Below are 18,485 nucleotides of genomic sequence, written 5' to 3' on the forward strand. Positions count from 1 at the left end.
CCGCCATATCCGCAGGGCGAGCCGTTTCCCCAGGGTCAGGCATATCCGCAGGGCGAGCCGTTTCCCCAGGGTCAGGCATATCCGCAGGGCGAGCCGTTTCCCCAGGGTCAGGCATATCCACAGGGTCAGGCATATCCGCAGGGCGAGCCGTTTCCCCAGGGTCAGGCATATCCCCAGAGCCAGCCGTATCCGCAGGGCCAGCCGTACCCGCACGACTCCCACGGCCAGCCGTACCCGTCCGGTGCCCAGTTCTCGCCCGCGGCGCCGGTCCCGCCCTACTCCCCGCAGGCCGCGTCGGAGCCGGGCTGGCCGGCGGATCAGTCGGAGTACCCTCCCGCCGCGCCACCGCCGGAGGCGGACAACACCTACCGCCTGTTCCCGCCGGCAGGCACGTTCACCTCCCCGAGCGGTGAGCCCCCGCCCCCGCCCCCGGGTGGCGCGAGCTGGCCGCCCCCCGAAGAGGAAGGCCCGACGTACCGTTGAACGGACGGTCCGCGCAAGGCGGGGGCGACGTGCTGGTCGAGCGCGCGGACGCCGGGGCGTGGGCGTGGGTCGGCCTGCGACTCGCCCCCGGCGGCGCCCGGCCGGGTGCCGCGCCGTCCGACGCGCCGGTCGACCAGCATCACCTGGCCGCCCGGTCCGCGGATCACGCCTGGCTGGCGGCGCAGTGCGTCGCGGGCCGGGCGAGCCGGTTCGAGCTGCGGTATCTCAACGACCCGCGGTCGAAACTGCTCCGTGCGGTTCTGCTCGGCCAGGTGTACCGCCCGCCCGGCGGCGGCGACCAGGAGGTCGTCGCGGACGCGCGGGCGCTGCGGGACCGCCTGGCGGAGGTCCCCGGCCACCTGCGGAGCGCCCCGCTGACGTCGGCCGAGGTCCGCCGGGAGCTGCGCCCGTTCGCCCCGGACCTCGGCTCGGTGTACGAGGTCCGCAAGCGACTGTCGTGGTCGCCCTGCACGCGACGGGACACCGGCCGGCAGGTCTGTTTCGTCGTGGTCCCGTTCGACGCCGGCGGCCTGGCCTGGGATTCCGTCTGGGCGGAACTCGCGGAGCTGCCCGCGCGGGCACTCGTCAGCGTCTGTCTGGAGCCCTACCAGGTCAGCCCGGGCCTGCGGATGCGACTCGGTCGGCTGGCCGAGGAGTACGCGCGGCTCGCCACCCCCGGCACGACCGTGCCGACGTGGAGTGTGCCGGCCGCCGCGGATCCCTTCGCGGCGGCGGTCGCCCCGCTGTACCTCGAGGCCGCGCACCGCTACGTCGCCCACGCCTACCGGGTCCGGATCTCCGTGGCGAGCGAGGCGCCCCTGCCCCCGCGGTTCGCCGAGTCGGTGGCCGCGGCGGTCAGCCCCGGCGGGCCAGCGGGCGCGGGCCTGCCCGGCGGTGGGACCGCGGCGCTGACCCGGCCCGTCGGGCACGAGGCGGAACTGGCCTGGCAGCACGTCGCGGTCACCGGCCAGGGCTGGCTGGACGAGGCCTACCGGCAGGGAACGCCCCCCGGCCAGCTCCGGGAGGAGGAGCGCATCCTGTGCGACCTGGTCGACGTGCGGGAGAGTGCGGCGGCGTTCCGGCTGCCGTACCAGGTGCCCTGGCGCCGCCCGCTGTTCGACAGCGGTGATCCCCCCGCCTCCCCGGCGCCGACGGCGCCACGCCGTCAGCCTCTGCCCGTGCGGTACGACGTGTTCGTCAGCTACAGCCATGTCGACGCCGAGTGGGTCCACACCGTCCTCGTGCCACGGCTGCGCGGGGCCGGGCTGCGGGTGGTGCTCGACAGCGACGACTTCCGGATCGGCGCGCCGACGCTGACCGAGATCGAGCGTGCGGTCGAGGTGAGCCGCCGCACGCTGCTGGTGCTCACCCCCGCCTACCTGACCAGCGAATGGGCCGAGTTCGAGAACCTGTTGACGCAGACCGCCGACCCGGCGAACCGGCGGCGCCGGCTCATCCCGGTGCTGCTCGAACCGGTCGCCCTGCCGGCCCGCGTCGCGATGCTGAGCCACCTGGACCTGACCCGCCCGCGAGGTGTCGAGGACGGCCTTCGCCGGCTGGTCGGGCAGCTGCTCGCCGAACGCGCCACCGTCTGACGCCACATCCGGCACGGCGACCCTCCGCGCCGGGTCACACCGCCGCTTCGTGATGGCGGTTGGCTGACTCCATGCCCCGCGCCGCCTCAGGGCGAATGTCAGAGATCTCCCCGATGCGGCCGGGGCGCCCGGTTCGCAGACTGCGAGACGCAGGTTCCAACCGGTTCAGGGAGGTCAGCGAAATGTCGGGTAGCTGGGATGCCACCGTCAAGGCGGTCACCGCGGTGGAAAAGGGCACCGCGAACACCGTCGACGTCATCGAGTCGGGCAAGACCTTCGACGTCCTCGTGGACATCGAGGTCGGGAAGGGCATCATCGCGTTCGGGGGTGCGAGCTACCGACTGGTCGCAACCGTACGCAACCAGAGCCAGTTCACGGTCGCCTACGCCGTGCCGGCGAGCACGGCGCAGCTGCCGAGCACGGGTAACGAGAACTTCCAGACGCAGATACGGATCAACATCCCGGACACGACCTGGGCGGCGGCAGAGGACGACGTGCTCGACGTGATCGCGTCGTTCTCGCTGAAGTCGGGGCAGTTCACCGACACCACGAGCACGACCAGCCGCAGCTTCCTCGTCTCCGCCTGACCTGCTCCGGCACCCCGGTTCGCACCCGGGGCGCCGGTCCGATGCGGCCCCGCCGGGAGAACCTGGCGGGGCCGTCGGCGCGTGCGGCACCCTCCCGCCTGTCGCGGGTGCGCCGCCCGAACCCAGCAGCCAAACAGACTCAGCAGCCAAACAACAGCCGCACGGCCGCTCGCTCCGTTGTCGGCGTCAGTATCCCCTCGAGGTCGTGGGCGTCATCGATGTCGAGGCCGAGGTCGCGCAGCGCCGTCTCGAAGGCGATCTGGGCGATCTCGGCGCCGGCTGGCTCGACCCGGATGGACAGGTCCAGCACCTCTCTCGGGGCAGGCCGGTCGGCCCCCGAGGGAGCCGACCACAGCCGCGCTGTGACCGGAAAACCGGCCATCGGCAGCGGAACGCGCCAGTGGAGGGCCTGGACCGGCCCGAGGAGGCGATGGCGGTCCAGGTCGACCGGGCCGTCCGCGCACTCCCGTATGAATCGCAGCTGGGTAGCCGAGAAAATAGCACTCGGCATAATTCGTCCGGTTTTGATGTCGCTGGCCCTTCGGGTGCCGTGCTCGGCGGTGAGTGTCACCGCGAGAGCATGTTCTTCGCCGGTCCAGTCTGCCTCCATCCGGAAGGTGTGCCCATCGACGTCGCGGGTGCGAACCCATTCCGGGCTCAGTCGCGACCGGCGTGCTGGCCGCATTCTGACCGTGGAAAAGCTGCGGCCCGGTCCGGGCCGGTCATAGTCGTGGAACAGGAGCAGAAGGCATTCGTCCGCGGGGTCCCGGGTGAGGGACTCCGTGCTGTCGGTGGCGGCCGCGAAGCAGAACAGCCGGTGCCACCGGCCCGCTGTCACCCGCAGTTCCGGCGTCCGGTAGGCCGCCTCGGCCCGGCGCCCGGCCAGCATCACCCGGACCCGCACGCAGTCCAGGCGCGGGCGGCTGTCCATCTCGGCTCCTAGCGAGGTGAGGGCGGTGGCGACCGACCACGGTCATCCGCGGGCAACATGGCGAGGTTCTCCGGCCAGGGCAGGTTCGCGACCGGCGCTACCACGGTTACCTCGTACTCCCAGGTCAACACCTGTCCGGTCGGGGCGCGTCGGGGAATTCCCGGTCACGTTTGTGGACGGCGGCGCGAACGAAGGTCGAAAAGCCCTTTTGCAACAATGCCTCGAGCGGCAGGATGGAGGCACGCCGAGAGCATGCCGTGGGGAGGTTCGGCCGTTGTGAACGGTGTGTGGGCAGTTGCCGGAGAAAGTAGCGTGACGCGCGCGACTCCGGCTGGCGCGCGTGCGGGTAACGGGAGTGATCTGGTCGCCGATGTGCCCCTGGCCGGCGCGCGGATTTCGGCAGACGGGAATTCCCTGGCTGACGGGGACGATGGCGTGGACGGGTGGATTCCCGCGGGTGAGAAGTTGCCCGCGCGAGGGGGAGTTCCGCTTGCCGGAGAGCAGCTGTTCGGCCGGGACAGGGAGCGACGGCTGGTCGATGGACTGCTCGCGTCGGTCACGCGACGCTGCTGTGCGCTGGTGGTGCGGGGCGAACCCGGAATCGGCCGGAGCGCGTTGCTGCGCCATGCGGAGCGCAGGTCCACCGCCGGTGTCCGGTGGCTGCGCGGGGTCGAATCGGAGGCGGTGCTGCCCTTCGCGACCCTGGCGGACCTTGTCCTGCCGCTGCGCGGGCATCTGGCCGGTCTGCCCGACGCGCAGCGCGCCGCGCTGGAGGTCTGCCTCGCGCTCACCGAGGGCACCCTCGCCAGCCCCTACGCCGCCTGCGCCGGCACGCTGAATCTGCTCGCCGCGGCGGCGGAGGAACGCCCGTTGGTCCTTCTCGTCGACGACCTGCAGTGGATCGACGAGCCGTCCCGGCGGGTGCTGCTGTTCGTCGCCCGCCGGCTCGCCGTCGAACGGGTGTCCATGCTGCTCGCCGTCCGCTCGGACGCGGCGTGGATGTGCGAGGGCTCCGGGCTGCCAGCGATCGAGCTCGGCGGCCTCGGCGTCGACGACTGCGCCGCACTCGTCGCCAACCGGGGCATCAGCGTCGCCCCGGGCGTCGTCGAGGAGCTCGCGGGCCGTGTCGGCGGCAACCCGTCGGCGCTGCTCGACGCCGCCGCCAGCCTGCGGCCCGCCCAACGGGCGGGCCTGGAGATCGTCGATGAACTGCCGCCGCCCGGCCGGCGCCTGCAGCGTGCCTGGTCCGACCGCCTCGACGAACTACCCCCGGCTACCCGCGCCGCGCTGGTGGTCCTCGCCGCAGGCAGTGCGGTGCCGGTGGAGACGCTCGCGCGGGCCCTGGCGGCCATGCCGGGATCACCACCCGTGGACCTGACGGATCTGGACGCGGCCCATGACGCGGGGCTCGTCACGACGACCGAGGTGGGAGCCGGCGCGCCGTGGTCCCGCCCGGCGCTGGATGCGGGCGCCGCGGTCGACCGGGGCCGCGGGCTCGCCCTGGCGCACCCGCTGCTGCGCGACGTGGTGCTCCGCCGGGCCACGCCGGCGGCCCGGCTGCGGGCCTGCCAGGCGCTCGCCGGGGCCTGCGAGGGCGACGCGTCCGTCTGGTACGCCGCGGCCGCGACCGGCGGGCCGGACGACCAGGTCGCCACCGCGCTGGCCGCCGTCGCGGTGCGGGCCCGCGGCCGAGCCGGCTATGGCGCCGCCGCCCGGGCGTGGCATCGCGCCGCGGTGCTGACCGGGTCCCGCGAGGTGCGCGTCGACCGGCTGCTGCGCGCCGCGGAGGACGCCCATCTCGCCGGGCAGGCGAACCTCGCGGCCACCTGGGCGGACACGGCGGCGAGCCTCGCCGCCGACCCGGCCACGCGGGCCGACGCGGAGCTGGTCCGCGGCCGGGTGCTGACCTGCTCCGGACACCCGACCCGCGCGCACGAGCAGCTCGTGCGGGCCGCCGAGTCGCTGCTCGACAACGACGACAACGACGACGACAACGACGACGACGGCGCCGGCGCCCGGGGCCGGGCCGGTGACCTGTTCGCCGAGGCCGTGCTGCCCGCTCTGATGGATGGGCGGGTCGACCTCGCGCTGCACACGGCGCAACGCGCCGAGAACCTCGCCGCCGCACCCGGGTCCTGCGAACCCCCGACGCACAAGGTCCTGACCCGCACGGTGCACCGGGCCCGTGCGCTGGCACTCGCCGGGCGCGCCGAGGAGGCGCGGGCGCTGCTGGGGGACGTGGCCGAGCAGCTCGGGGCCGCCGATGACGTCCTCGACCAGCAGGCGCTCGTGCTCGCCGGCGCCGCCCTGCTCGACGTGGAGGAGCCGCAGCCGGCGGTGCGGCTGCTGTCCGCCGCGGTCGACGCCGCCCGCCGCGACGGCGCCCCAGCGATGTTGTCCAACGCCCTCGCGGTGCGCTGTGAGCTCGAATGCTGGCGCGGCCTGTGGGCCGCCGGCTACGCCGACGGCGTGGAAGCGCTGCGCTGGGCCGAGGAGCTCGGACAGGCGCCGGCGCTCGGGTTCAGTCTCGCCGTGCTCGCCCGCATCGACGCCGCCCGTGGTGACCGGGCGCTGTGCGAGCAACGGATCGCGCGGTTGCGCGCCGAGACCGGCCCGTACGGCGTCGGCCTGCTCGACCTGCGCGCCGACGCGGCGCTGGGTCTTGCCGCGATCAGCCACGGCGAGTATGACGTGGCCGCGCTGACCCTCGCAGATGCGTGGAGCCGCATGGTCGACATGGGGCTGGGCAACCCCAACACCATCCCGCTCGCCGCGGATCTCGCCGAGGCGCACGTCCGCGCCGCCGCGCCCGACCAGGCGGCGCACGTCGTGGCCTGGCTCGACGAGCGGGCTCGCGCCACCGGCCTGGCCTGGCCCGCCGCCGTCGCCGCCCGCTGCCGGGGCCTGCTCGCGGACGGTCTGCGGGCCGCCGAGGTGGCGTTCAACGAGGCGGAGCGCGCCCACGATCGCCAGCCGATGCCCTTCGAGCGGGCGCGGACCTTACTGTGCCGCGGCGAGATGCTGCGCCGCCTGCGCCGTCCGGCCGCGGCGCGGCGCCCCCTGCGTGAGGCGCGGGTCGTCTTCGAGTCGCTGGGCGCGCGGCCCTGGGCCCGGCGTGCCGCCGCCGAACTCCTCGCCGCCGGCGACCGCGGCGACCGTGGTGGCCAGCCGGCGAGCGCGGGCTCCCTCGTCGCGCGGCGGGCCCGCCTCGACCAGCTGACCCCCGCCGAGGTGCAGGTCGCCCGGGCCATCTGCGACGGCATGAACAACGCCGAGGTCGCGGCGGCCCTGTTCATCTCGCGCAAGACCGTGGAGACCCACCTGACCCGGGTCTACCGCAAGCTCGCGATCCGCTCCCGCAGCGAACTCGTCGGCGTGTTCCTCGCCAGCGGTGTCAACGAATCCTGATATGTCGGCAGACGCCCCCCCGGCGTCGCCGGGCCGACGTCGGGACGGGCCGCGGCGACGATCAGTCGCGGTCGGCCGGCGGGTCCTCGGCGAGCAGGTCGGTGAGCGGACCGAACAACGCCGGCGGCGCGGCGACGGTGAGATTCTCGCTGGCCGGGAGCCCGCGCAGGCCGCCTACGCGCAGGCCCGCCTCGGCCGCGACCAGGCCGCCTGCCGCGTGGTCCCAGGGCTTGAGGCCACGCTCGTAGTAGGCGTCGACGATGCCGCCCGCCGCCGCGCACAGGTCGAGGGAGGCCGCGCCCATCCGGCGGATGTCGCGGACCTTCGGCACCACCCGGAGCAGGACGGCGGCCTGCGCGGCGCGGCGCGACTCCGCGTAGCCGAAGCCGGTGGCGACCAGCGCACCGGCCAGCGTGGTGACCGTCGAGCCGGTCAGCGTCGTGCCGTCACGGAACGCCCCGCCGCCGCGGGTCGCGGTGTAGGTCGTGCCCATCGCCGGGGCGTGCACGACACCCGCGACGATCTCGCCGTGGACCTCGGCGGCGATCGACACCGCCCAGTTCGGCAGGTTGTAGAGGAAGTTCACCGTGCCGTCGAGCGGGTCGACGATCCAGCGCACGCCGGTCGAGCCGGCCGAGTCGGAACCCTCCTCGCCGAGCAGGCCGTCACCGGGGCGCAGCTCGCCGAGCCGGCGGGCGACCAGCGCCTCGGAGGCACGGTCGAGGGCGGTGACGACATCGGTGGGGGAGGACTTGGTCGCCTCCGCCGCGACCGTGCCCTCACGGCCCCTGGCCAGCAGTTCGCCGGCCTCACGGGCGATCGTCAACGCGACGTCGAGCAGGACGTCCGGGTCTGGCAGGTCGCTCATCGGGCGGCACTCCAAGGCTCGATTTCGGATCACCTCGCCGGCCATCGCCGACCGGACGTCTCCCCCTGGCCCCCATCCTGCCAACCCGCCGTCCCGGCCGCTGCCAGCCCGCCGCGTGGTATGGCCGGTCACATCACCCGAGACGACGCGACATCACCGGCGACGGGGCATGGATGTCACATCGGTGTGGGGTGCGCCGTCCTGTCGGAGGATGTTGTCGGGGCTTCCGGGAGGACATGACGATGATCGTCCCATCAGGGTCCGCGCCGGACGGGCGGGCGAGCGCGCTCGCGGCGGCGTTCGAGGCCGAACGGTCCCATCTGCGGGCGGTGGCCTACCGGCTGCTCGGTTCGCTGGCGGACGCCGAGGACGTGGTGCAGGAGGCGTGGCTGCGCCTCGAGCGGGTCGACGCGGACGAGATCGTCGACCTGCGGTCGTGGCTGACGGTGGTGGTGTCCCGGCTGTGCCTGGACCAGCTGCGCTCGGCGCGGGGGCGTCGGGAGGGGTATGTCGGGCCGTGGCTGCCCGAGCCGCTCGTGACCGGGCTCGGGGACAGCGGCGCGGCAGGCGGCGGCAGTGTCGACGTCGGGGCACCGGTGGCCGACGCCGCGCTGGTCACGGGTGCGGCGGTGCCGGTCGCGAGCGGGTCGGCGGGTGGCTCCGGGGCGCTCGGCGCGGTGGATCCCGCGGACCGGGTGACGCTCGCGGAGTCGGTGAGTCTCGCGATGATGGTCGTGCTGGAGGCGCTGAGCCCGGCCGAGCGCACGGCGTTCATCCTGCATGACGTGTTCGGTTACGACTTCGGCGAGATCGCCGAGGCCACCGGGCGTACCCCGGCGGCGGCCCGTCAGCTCGCCAGCCGGGCGCGCCGGCACGTGCGGGACCGGTCGGTCCGGTTCGACCCGGATCCGGCGCGGCGCCGCCGCGTCGCGGAGGCGTTCCTCGCCGCGGCGGCCGGCGGTGACCTGGCCGGCCTGCTCGCGTTGCTGAACCCGGACGCCGTGGTCCGCAGCGACGGCGGCGGGCTGACCAAGGCCGCGCGCCGTCCGGTGCTCGGCGCCGACCGGGTCGCCCGGTTTGTCCTCGGCATCATCGCGAAGGGTGTGCGCAACGCCGTGGCAGAGCCCTCGATGCGGCTCGTGATGGTCAACGGCGAACCCGGGCTTGCGGCGTACGAGGGGACGGCGCTGCGCTTCGTCGCCGCCCTGCACGTCGCCGACGGCCGGATCGCCGAGATCAACATCGTGGCGAATCCCGAGAAGCTTCGGCACCTGTCGCCGACACCTGCCGGGCCGGTCGGGCCTGCCGGGTCAGTCGATCCGGCGTAGCTGCTCGCGGTAGCGGCGGCCGTTGCGCACGTAGTGCTCGGCGGCGAGGATCTGCATCGCCGGGTCGCCGCCGGGCACGACCTTCGCCGGCACGCCGAACGCCCGCGCGCCCGGCGGCACGTCCGTCCCGCCGACCACGACGGCACCGGCGCCGACCAGCGCGCCGCGGCCGATGCGGGCCCGGTGCAGGACGATCGAGCCGGAGCCGACCAGCGCACCGTCCTCGACGACGCACCCCTCCAGGTGGGCCAGGTGGCCCACCGTGCAGTCGTCGCCGACGACCGTGTGCAGCTCCTCGGTCGCGTGGATCACCGTGCCGTCCTGCACGGAGGTGCGCGCGCCGATCACGATCGACCCGTAGTCACCGCGCAACACCACACCGGGCCACACCGTCGACTCCGGGCCGATCGTCACCGCCCCGATGACGGTGGCATCCGGATGGACGAACGCCGTCGGGTCGACGGTGGGGACGGCGTCCCCCAGGGCGTACAGGGCCACCGGGGCTCCTTGGTCATCGCAGGCGAACCACGGGTCGTCCGTGACGCTGGTTCCGTCCCAGCCGCACCCGAGGCTACCGAGCCCGGCCGCCCGGCGGCCGGATCGGGTCAGGCGTCGGCCGTCTCCAGCTCGGGGCGGACCATGCCGGGCGGCGGTGTCCCCGTCGCCCGGGACCAGCCGCGGGCCACGGCCCGCTCGGCTGCCAGCCGCCCGAGACCGATCGCCAGGCCGGAGATCGCCGCCCACGCGATCGCCTCCACCAGCGCGGTGTCCGGGTCCGCCGGGTTGACCGGCGGATCCGTCTTGCGCACCTTGCGGTAGGCGACCGTCACCCCACGGCTGGCAGCCGTGCCCGCCAGTGCGGTTGCCGCTCCGCCGACGACCTTCCAACCCAGCTTCGACGCTGCTTTCGCCACCCCACACCTCTCGCTCTTCGGGGCGGGCCGTGCCGGCCCGCCAGTTCAGTGCTTTCCTCGACGTCGTCGATTACTCCCCGGACGCCGCAGCCGGCCTTCGCCGCAGCCGGCCTTCGCCGCAGCCGGCCTTCGCCGGAGCCGGTCGCGGCGCCGTGCGCACCCCATCCGATCACCTCCGGCGAGGTGGCACAGGACAGGGCGCCCGTCCGGTCACGGGGCGTCCACAGTTGGGCCGCGCGTCCGATGCCCTAGGGTGCATCTGGCGGACCGAGGGACATCCGGCCCACGCCTCGACCGAACCGTCGCGAACCACCTGGGCTCGACGATCCCCGTGTGCCGGGCAGGAGAAACATGACCGCCACCGATGCCACGCCGCCGGCCGGGCCCGACGGGGTGGAGGTCCTCGTGCGCCGCCTGGACCCGGGGCTGGCGGCGCCGGTGTACGCCCAGCCGTCGGACGCCGGCGCCGATCTGGTGGCGGCGCGGGATGTGACGCTCGCCCCGGGGGAGCGGGCCGTCGTCGGCACGGGGCTGGCGATCGCGCTGCCCGCCGGCCATGCGGCGTTCGTGCACCCGCGCAGCGGCCTGGCGGCCCGGCACGGCGTGACGGTGGTCAACGGGCCCGGCACCGTCGACGCCGGTTACCGTGGAGAAATAAAGGTTGTTCTGATCAACACCGATCGAGCCGAGACGATTACATTGCACAGAGGTGACCGGATAGCCCAGTTGGTTGTCCAGCGGGTCGAGCACGCCGTCTTCCGGGAGGTCGACGAGCTGCCGGACTCGGTGCGGGGCAGCGGTGGCTTCGGTTCGACCGGCGGCTTCGGTTCGGCCGACGGGCCCGGGGCCGTCCTCGGGTCCGGTGCTGCCGGGGATTCGGGAAGGGAGATCGCTGGTGTTCGGCCGCGGGCGTAAGGAATCCGATCAGGGCGTGGTCGAGTCGCCGGAGACGGCCGAGGACACCGGCTCCGCCAGGCGGTCCACGGTCGCGATCGTGCCCGACGGTCCCTACGACGCGGCCGAGGCGCCCGACGACGGGATCAACCGGCTGGACCTCGGGTCGCTGCGGCTGCCCGCGCTGCCGGGTGTCGAGGTGCAGTTCCAGGTCGGCGAGGCCACCGGCGAACCGCTGACGGTGCTGGTCACCGACGGGCGCAGCGCCATGGAGCTCTCCGTCTTCGCCGCGCCCAAGAGCCGCGGGCTGTGGGACGAGGTCCGCGCCGAGATCCTCGAGACGGTCGAGCCGACCGGCGGCAAGGAGGCGGGTGGCTCGTTCGGGCGGGAGCTGCGGATGTCCCTGCCGACGGGTCGGCCGGGCGAGTCCGTGCCCGCCCGGATGATCGGGGTCGACGGGCCGCGCTGGTTCCTGCGGGCCGTGGTGACCGGCGTCGCCGGGCAGGACCCGGGAGCCGCGCCGTTGCTGGAGGAGACGTTGCGCCAGCTCGTCGTCGCTCGTGGCGACGGCGCGATGCCCGTGCGGGACCCCCTGCCCCTCACGCTGCCCCGGGACATCACCGACCATCCGGACGGGCCGGGCGCTGCGACATCGGCGACGAGCGGGCGGGCCGAGATGCCCACTCCCGGCGTGCGCATCGCCGAGATTCGCTGACACCGCCGTCGCCGCTTCCCTACCCGTGCCCCCGGCCGGAAGGTGCCGTCCGGCGCGGGTTGGGAGCCGATCGCGTGGATTCCTGGTGGATCGCTCGATCGCGCGGCCCCGCGCGGGCACACTGAGCCTCGGTCATTCGTTGCATCGGACGTGTTCGGGCAGCGTTGCTCAGGCGCAGGACCGCACAGGTGCGGTACTGCTCTGGCGCGGAGTTGCTTGCGCGGGATCGGAGGAGCCGTGGGCGAGCCACGCGGTTGGTGGGGGCGCAAGCTCCACAGGCTGACGGCAGGAACCAACGAGCTCGACGCGGAGGATCTCCAGGCCGCGGCGGCCGCTGCCGGTGCGGAGCCGATGAGTGGCTGTCGGGACCGGGACGAGACCTGTGTCGCGGGTACCATCCAGGCGGTGACGGTTCGCGCGCGATCCGGTGCGCCGACCCTGGAGGTCGATCTCTACGACGGCAGTGGCACCGTGACGCTGGTGTTCCTCGGCCGACGCGACATCCCGGGCCTGCGGGCCGGCGCCTCGGTCAAGGCGTCCGGCCGGGTGACGTTGCTCGACGGCCGCCCGTCCATCTTCAACCCGCGCTACGAACTGCTACCGGTCTCCTCCGCCAGCGCCTAGACCCTCGGCTGGCACAGGCAGCCCCACCACGACAGGGATCCGCACCCACGATGCCACGACTGCCCGCGCCCGACGCCCCGCCGATGTCGATGTCAGAGGCCATCGGCGGGCCTCGGGGGATCATCGACAGCTCCCTGCCCACCGTGGCCTTCGTGGCGGTGAACGCGGAGGTCGGGCTGACCGCGGGGATCGTGGTCGCGGTCCTGAGCGCCGTCGGCCTGCTCGGGTTGCGCCTCGCCCGGCGCGAGCCGCTCCAGCAGGGGTTCTCCGGCCTGTTCGCGGTCGCCGTCGCGGCGTTCGTCGCCTCGCGCACCGGCGACGCCAAGGGGTTCTTCCTGCCCGGTATCGCCAAGAACGCCGTCGGGACGGTGGCGGCGCTGCTGTCCGTGGCGCTGCGACGGCCGATCGGCGGATACCTCATGGCCGGTTTCGACACCCGCTACGCGGACTGGCGCGACGATCCCCGCCAGCGGCGCGCCGCCGTGGTGGCCACGCTGGTCTGGGCCGCGGTGTTCGGCGTCCGCTTCGTCGTGCAGGGCGTGCTCTACCTGGCCGACCAGCCGGGCTGGCTGGCGGCGGCGAACATCGCGCTGGGCCTGCCACTGTTCGGCGTGGCCCTGCTCGCCAGCATCGCCGTCGTGCGTCGCCTCGCTCCGTTGCCGCCCGCGCCACCCGCCGCCGGCACGGTGGTGGAGGGCGAGGTCGCCGCCGCGGAGGCCGCCGCCGCGGCGAGCTGGGGCGGGCCGGTCAGCGGCGAGCTGCCGGCCGCCGAGAGCACCGTCGAACCCCGCCGCCCGGCGCACTGATCCCGGCGGGCGGCCCGCGTCAGTCGCCGGTGATGGCCCTGGCCTGCGGTGCCGGGCCTAGCAGCAGCGCGAGCGCCTCCTCCGCCTCGGAGCTGGTCGCGACCGCGAGCACCTCGTCGCCGCGTTCCAGTGTCGCGTCCGGAGACGGGATCACCGCCCGGCCATCGCGCAGGATGACCACCAGCGCGGTGTCCGGCGGCAGGTCGATCTCGCCTATCCGCCGTCCGGTGACCGGCCCGTCCTCGGCCAGGGTGAGCTCGACGAGGGAGGCGTCGCTCTGGCGGAAACGCATGAGGCGGACCAGATCGCCCACGCTCACCGCCTCCTCGACCAGCGCGGTGAGCAGCCGCGGTGCGGACACGGCGACGTCCACCCCCCACGACTCGGTGAACAGCCACTCGTTGTTCGGGTGGTTCACCCGCGCGACGACCCGCGGCACGCCGAACTCGGTCTTCGCCAGCAGCGACACGACGAGGTTCACCTTGTCGTCCCCGGTCGCGGCGACGAGCACGGTGAAGTCGCTCAGGCCGGCCGCGTCGAGCTGCGCCAGCTCGCAGGCGTCGGCAAGCAGCCAGCGGGCGCCGGGCAGCGCGTCGACGCGGACCTTCTGCGGATCCCGCTCGATGATGAGCACCTCGGCGCCGTTCTCCAGCAGCTCGGCCGCGATGGAGCGGCCGACCTTGCCGGCACCGGCGATCACCACCTGACGTGTGATCAAGGCTCAGCCCTCCTCGGGACCGTGGCGCAGCACCGAGTCCGCCTCGGTGGCACGCGCCTTTGTGACGGCGACGTGCAGCACGTCGCCGTCCTGGACGAGGGTGCGGGCGTCGGGCAGGATCCCCTCGCCGAAGCGGGTGACGCAGGCGACCCGCACGCCGGCCGTCTCCTCCACGTCCCGCACCTTGCGCCCGACCCAGCCCGGACCCGGCGGGATGGCGGTGAGCAGCACCGTTCCCGACGGATCGGACCAGGCCGCGGTCACCGCGTCCGGCAGCAGCCGGCCGAGGATCTGGTCGCGGGTCCAGCGCACGGTCGCGACGGTGGGGATGCCGAGACGTTCGTAGACCTCCGCGCGGCGCGGATCGTAGATGCGGGCGACGACCCGCTCGACGCCGAACATCTCCCGCGCGACCCGCGCCGAGATGATGTTCGAGTTGTCGCCGCTGGAGACCGCGGCGAACGCCGCCGCGCGTTCGATGCCGGCTTCGACGAGGGTGTCGCGGTCGAATCCGACCCCGGTGACCCGCTGGCCGGTGAAGTCCGTGGGCAGTCGGCCGAAGGCCGCCGCATTCTGATCGATGATCGCCACTGAGTGCCCGAGGCGCTCGACGCCCCGGGCGAGGGCGGAGCCGACCCGGCCACAGCCGAGGATCACGACATGCACGAGGGTTGAGGGTAGCCCCATCCGGCCCTCGCGGCGCGGATCGTCCTGGGACGTTCTGTATGCCGACGCCGCCGGCCGGCTATGCACGGCGTCACATCCGCGGGGCGCTGGTGTGGGCCATGTCACAACCGCGCATCGCGGAGTGCCACCTCGGTAGCATCGCCGCGTGGCGCTCACGGACCGCCTGAAGCGCGGCGTCGTCGGTCGTCCGATTGGCAGCGACCGGCTCGGGGAAACTCTGCTTCCCAAGCGCGTGGCGTTGCCCGTTTTCGCCAGTGACGCGCTGTCCTCGGTTTCCTATGCCACCGAGGAAATCCTGCTCGTTCTGTCACTGGGCGGATTGGCTTTCTATCACATCTCCCCCTGGCTGGCCGGCGCCGTCATCGTGCTGATGCTGACGGTGGTCGCCTCCTACCGGCAGAACGTGCACGCCTATCCCAGCGGCGGCGGCGACTACGAGGTCGTCTCCACCAATCTCGGGCCGCGCGCCGGACTGCTCGTCGCCAGCGCCCTGCTCGTCGACTACGTGCTGACCGTCGCCGTGTCGGTGTCCGCCGGTGTCGCCAACCTGACCTCCGCCGTGACCGGCCTCGCCCCGCACCGCGTCCTCATCGCGGTCGTCATCGTGATCGTTCTGACGATGATGAACCTGCGCGGCGTGCGCGAGTCCGGCAGCGCGTTCGCGATTCCCACCTACGGTTTCGTCGCCGGCGTCTTCGTCATGATCGTCACAGGTCTGGTGCAGACGGCGGTCGGGCACACCCCGCGGGCCGAGAGCGCCGGATACAAGGTGGTCGCCGAGCACGACTACGCCGGGTTCGCGCTGGCCTTCCTCGTGCTGCGCGCGTTCGCCTCCGGCTGTACCGCGCTGACCGGCGTCGAGGCGATCAGCAACGGCGTGCCCGCCTTCCGCAAGCCGAAGAGCCGTAACGCCGCGACCACGCTGCTGATGATGGGGATTCTCGCCGTCACCATGTTCGCCGGCGTGAGCGCGCTCGCCCTGATCTCGCACGTGCACGTCGCCGAGCACACCGCGGACCTGATCGGCGCCCACGGCGACCAACCGACGGTCATCACCCAGGTGGCCGCGGCCGTGTTCGGCCACGGCTCACCCGGCTTCGTCTACATCGCCACCGTCACCACGCTCATCCTCATGCTGGCCGCGAACACCGCCTTCAACGGCTTCCCGGTGCTCGGCTCCATCCTCGCCCGCGACGGCTACCTGCCCCGCCAGCTGCACACCCGCGGCGACCGGCTGGCCTACTCCAACGGCATCGTCCTGCTGGCCAGCTTCGCGGTCCTGCTCATCATCGTGTTCCACGCGCAGGTCACCCAGCTGATCCAGCTCTACATCCTCGGGGTGTTCATCTCGTTCACCCTCAGCCAGACCGGCATGGTCCGGCACTGGGCGCGCATCCTGCGCTCGGACGCCCCGGCAGCCGCCGACCCGGCCGGCCGCCGGCGTATCCGCCGGTCCCAGACGATCAACTTCCTCGGCGCCTGCATGACCGGGACGGTGCTGGTCCTCGTCCTCGTCACCAAGTTCACCCACGGGGCCTGGATCGTCTGCCTGGCGATCCCGATCATCTTTCTCGGTATGCGCGGTATCCGCGGCCACTACGACCGCGTCGCCGTCGAGCTCACCCCGGAGCCCGGGCCGCCGACCCTGCCCTCCCGGATCCGGGCCGTCGTCCTGGTCAGCAAGATCCACGCGCCGACGTTGCGGGCGCTGGCCTACGCCAAGGCGTCCCGGCCGCACAGCCTCGTCGCCCTGACCGTCGCGGTCGACCAGGCCGACGCCGACCGGCTGCGCGCCACCTGGGACGAACGCGGGATCACCATCGACCTCGTCGTGCTCGCCTCCCCCTACCGGGAGGTCACCCGCCCGGTGCTGGAGTACGTCGCCCGCATCCGGAGGGAGAGCCCGCGCGACGTCGTCGCCGTCTACGTCCCCGAATACGTCGTCGGGCACTGGTGGGAGCACCTGCTGCACAACCAGAGCGCGCTGCGGCTCAAGGCCCGCCTGCTGTTCCAGCCGGGCGTGATGGTGACCAGCGTGCCCTGGCAGCTCGCCTCGTCGACCCGGGTGGAGCAGCGGCTGGAGCGCACGGGCGCGGGCGCGGTGCGCCGTGGCCGGTCGGCCCTGCCGGCCGTGTCCGCCCAGCCCGGCTCGGCACCGGCCCGCGTCGGTGCGGAGCCTGGGTCGGCTGGGCCTGGCTCGACCGGGTCCGGGTCGGCTGGGTCCGGGTCGACCGGGTCCGGGTCGGCTGGGACGGCGGTGGAGGCGACGCCGGCCGGGACGACCCCGTCGCCGACGGAGCGGGAATGACCTCCGGGCCGCCGCGGCGCGCGGTGCGCCGCCCCCGACCCGCCACCGTGACGCCGTCGAGGCGCGCGGTGCCGGATGCCGTGGGCACGATGCTCGAGCTGGTGGTGGGGCCGGTGGCGCACGGCGGGTTCTGCGTCGCGCGGGCCGACGGACGGGTGGTGTTCGTCCGCCATGCCCTGCCGGGCGAGCGGGTGCGGGCCCGGGTGACCGACGCCTCGCACGACCGGTACTGGCGGGCCGACGCCGTCGACATCCTCGACGCTGCGCCGCAGCGGGTGGCGGTGCCGTGCCCGCATGCCGGCCCCGGCCGCTGCGGCGGTTGCGACTGGCAGCACGCCGACCTCGCGGCCCAGCGCCAGGGGAAGGCCGAGGTGGTCGCCGACGCTCTGCGCCGGTTCGGTGGCGTCGAGCTGGCTGTCGACGTCGAGGCGGTCCCGGTCGAGGTAGCCGCGGTCGAGGCGGGTGCGGGCGGGCGGTCCGCCGCGCCGGACGACGGACTGGGCTGGCGGACCCGCATGCGGTTCGCCGTCACCGCCGATGGCGAGATCGGTCTGCGCGCCAGCCGGTCCCACCAGGTGGTGGCGACCCCGGACTGCCGCATCGCCCATCCGCTGGTGGCCGCGGCCCTGGCCGGGCGGCGTTTCGTCGGCGCGGAGTCGGTGGAGGTCGCGGCGAGCCCGTCGACCGGTCAGGTGTCGGTCACGGTGCGGGGGGACGCGCCCGCCAGCAGCCCGGCAGTGCGTGACAGCCTGCCGGTAAGCGCCGGTCCGACGGCGGGCAACGCCGCCGGCGACCAGGCTGGGCGGACCGTTTCGGGTACCCCCGCGAGCCACCTCGGTGCCGGGGACGGTCCGGTCGAGGGCGGCCCGGTCGTCGAGAAGGTGGCGGGGCGACGCTTCACGGTCGGCCCGGATGCGTTCTGGCAGATTCACCCGCGTGCCCCGGAGGTGCTGGTCGAGGCGGTCCGGACGGCGCTGCGGGCCCGGCCGGGGGAGACCGCCCTCGACCTGTACGCCGGCGCCGGGCTGTTCGCGGCCTTCCTCGCTGCCGATGTGGGCCCGCACGGCCGGGTCGTCGCGATGGAGTCGGATCCCGCGGCGGTCAGCGCCGCCGCCGACAATCTCGCCGACCTGCCCCAGGTGTCCCTGCGTGGGGTCCGGGTGACGCCGGCGACGGTGCGGGGGGTCCTCGGCGGCGGGCCGGTGCCCGCCGGCGTCGACATCGCCGTGCTCGACCCGCCCCGGTCGGGCGTCGGGGCGGAGGTGATGACGGCACTGCTGGCCTACCACCCGCGGGCCGTCGCGTATGTCGCATGTGATCCGGTTGCGCTCGCCCGCGATCTCGCCGTCGCGTCAAAGGCTGGCTACGATCTGGTTTCGCTACGTGTTTTCGATCTTTTTCCGATGACGCATCATGTCGAATGTGTGGCGCTGCTGGCACCTTCGGCTGCGGAATCGGAAGTGACAGCGTTCTAGCTGTCGGTAGTGGGCGGCGGGGCGATTCACGTCATATGCTCGCCTGCGCCGCCAACCGGTCGCTCCGGCGTAAACATTCACGTGGTTTGGTGATCTTGCTGTGAGTTGCTGGCGGGTCAGCCGGGTGTGGATGTTGTTCGGCGT

At 73.8% G+C, this 18,485-nt stretch carries 16 protein-coding genes and 1 pseudogene; 11 read left to right on the forward strand and 6 right to left on the reverse strand.

The annotated features are described in order from the left end of the window. The 3 genes and pseudogenes from MXD60_RS22135 to MXD60_RS22145 form a co-directional block, all read left to right on the forward strand. Positions 1 to 483: pseudogene (locus tag MXD60_RS22135) on the forward strand (hypothetical protein); the annotation flags it as partial. Between the two features lie 29 nt (positions 484 to 512). Further along, positions 513 to 2,078 carry a toll/interleukin-1 receptor domain-containing protein gene (locus MXD60_RS22140; RefSeq protein WP_248821257.1) on the forward strand — a complete coding sequence of 522 codons (1,566 nt, stop codon included), beginning with the start codon at positions 513 to 515 and terminating at the stop codon, positions 2,076 to 2,078. Positions 2,079 to 2,260: 182 nt separating this feature from the next. Then, complete coding sequence (locus MXD60_RS22145; protein ID WP_248821258.1) at positions 2,261 to 2,665, forward strand: hypothetical protein; 405 nt, start codon at positions 2,261 to 2,263, stop codon at positions 2,663 to 2,665. 139 nt (positions 2,666 to 2,804) lie between these two features. On the opposite strand, the gene MXD60_RS22150 is transcribed toward MXD60_RS22145, so the two are convergent. Continuing rightward, positions 2,805 to 3,596 carry a hypothetical protein gene (locus MXD60_RS22150; RefSeq protein WP_248821259.1) on the reverse strand — a complete coding sequence of 264 codons (792 nt, stop codon included), beginning with the start codon at positions 3,594 to 3,596 and terminating at the stop codon, positions 2,805 to 2,807. A gap of 465 nt (positions 3,597 to 4,061) precedes the next feature. Between MXD60_RS22150 and MXD60_RS22155 the strand changes: the two genes are divergently transcribed. Beyond that, the gene (locus MXD60_RS22155) at positions 4,062 to 7,004 is read left to right on the forward strand and encodes an AAA family ATPase (RefSeq protein WP_248821260.1); all 2,943 of its coding nucleotides are present in this window, start codon (positions 4,062 to 4,064) and stop codon (positions 7,002 to 7,004) included. A gap of 61 nt (positions 7,005 to 7,065) precedes the next feature. Here MXD60_RS22155 and MXD60_RS22160 read toward each other — a convergent pair whose 3' ends face one another. Beyond that, positions 7,066 to 7,872, reverse strand: a complete 807-nt coding sequence (locus MXD60_RS22160; RefSeq protein WP_248821261.1) for an inositol monophosphatase family protein — start codon at positions 7,870 to 7,872, stop codon at positions 7,066 to 7,068. A 242-nt stretch (positions 7,873 to 8,114) separates the two neighbouring features. Here MXD60_RS22160 and MXD60_RS22165 point away from each other — a divergent pair, with 242 nt between their 5' ends. After that, positions 8,115 to 9,200, forward strand: a complete 1,086-nt coding sequence (locus MXD60_RS22165) for a sigma-70 family RNA polymerase sigma factor (RefSeq protein WP_248821262.1) — start codon at positions 8,115 to 8,117, stop codon at positions 9,198 to 9,200. Here the strand turns inward: MXD60_RS22165 and MXD60_RS22170 are convergent. Then, entirely contained in the window at positions 9,183 to 9,698 is a 516-nt protein-coding gene (locus MXD60_RS22170; protein WP_248821263.1) for a gamma carbonic anhydrase family protein, read from the reverse strand. The two genes, MXD60_RS22165 and MXD60_RS22170, sit on opposite strands and share 18 nt — an antisense overlap. A gap of 107 nt (positions 9,699 to 9,805) precedes the next feature. Next, positions 9,806 to 10,114, reverse strand: a complete 309-nt coding sequence (locus tag MXD60_RS22175) for a DUF4235 domain-containing protein (protein ID WP_248821264.1) — start codon at positions 10,112 to 10,114, stop codon at positions 9,806 to 9,808. Between the two features lie 351 nt (positions 10,115 to 10,465). Here MXD60_RS22175 and dut point away from each other — a divergent pair, with 351 nt between their 5' ends. The 4 genes from dut to MXD60_RS22195 all read left to right on the forward strand — a co-directional run bounded on the left by dut (position 10,466) and on the right by MXD60_RS22195 (position 13,153). Continuing rightward, a complete protein-coding gene (gene dut / locus MXD60_RS22180) occupies positions 10,466 to 11,029 on the forward strand; it encodes a dUTP diphosphatase (protein WP_248821265.1) in 564 nt (187 codons plus the stop codon). Continuing rightward, positions 11,010 to 11,723, forward strand: coding sequence for a DUF3710 domain-containing protein (locus MXD60_RS22185; RefSeq protein WP_518468456.1), 714 nt, complete (start codon positions 11,010 to 11,012; stop codon positions 11,721 to 11,723). Before dut ends, MXD60_RS22185 begins: the two co-directional genes overlap by 20 nt. Before the next feature lie 237 nt (positions 11,724 to 11,960). Continuing rightward, complete coding sequence (locus MXD60_RS22190) at positions 11,961 to 12,347, forward strand: OB-fold nucleic acid binding domain-containing protein (RefSeq protein ID WP_248821267.1); 387 nt, start codon at positions 11,961 to 11,963, stop codon at positions 12,345 to 12,347. Between the two features lie 50 nt (positions 12,348 to 12,397). Next, positions 12,398 to 13,153, forward strand: a complete 756-nt coding sequence (locus MXD60_RS22195; RefSeq protein ID WP_248821268.1) for a DUF3159 domain-containing protein — start codon at positions 12,398 to 12,400, stop codon at positions 13,151 to 13,153. 19 nt (positions 13,154 to 13,172) lie between these two features. Here the strand turns inward: MXD60_RS22195 and MXD60_RS22200 are convergent, their stop codons facing one another. After that, complete coding sequence (locus MXD60_RS22200) at positions 13,173 to 13,871, reverse strand: potassium channel family protein (RefSeq protein ID WP_248821269.1); 699 nt, start codon at positions 13,869 to 13,871, stop codon at positions 13,173 to 13,175. Between the two features lie 3 nt (positions 13,872 to 13,874). Then, positions 13,875 to 14,558, reverse strand: coding sequence for a potassium channel family protein (locus tag MXD60_RS22205; protein WP_283098785.1), 684 nt, complete (start codon positions 14,556 to 14,558; stop codon positions 13,875 to 13,877). A gap of 145 nt (positions 14,559 to 14,703) precedes the next feature. Here MXD60_RS22205 and MXD60_RS22210 point away from each other — a divergent pair, with 145 nt between their 5' ends. Both MXD60_RS22210 and MXD60_RS22215 read left to right on the forward strand, forming a co-directional pair. Further along, on the forward strand, positions 14,704 to 16,866 hold the full coding sequence (locus tag MXD60_RS22210; protein WP_248821270.1) for an APC family permease: 2,163 nt from the start codon (positions 14,704 to 14,706) through the stop codon (positions 16,864 to 16,866). Between the two features lie 68 nt (positions 16,867 to 16,934). Beyond that, the gene (locus MXD60_RS22215; protein WP_368861267.1) at positions 16,935 to 18,341 is read left to right on the forward strand and encodes a class I SAM-dependent RNA methyltransferase; all 1,407 of its coding nucleotides are present in this window, start codon (positions 16,935 to 16,937) and stop codon (positions 18,339 to 18,341) included. Positions 18,342 to 18,485 lie beyond the last annotated feature (144 nt).

Origin of the sequence: Frankia sp. AgB32, assembly GCF_023243045.1 — a bacterium.
Lineage (GTDB): Bacteria > Actinomycetota > Actinomycetes > Frankiales > Frankiaceae > Frankia.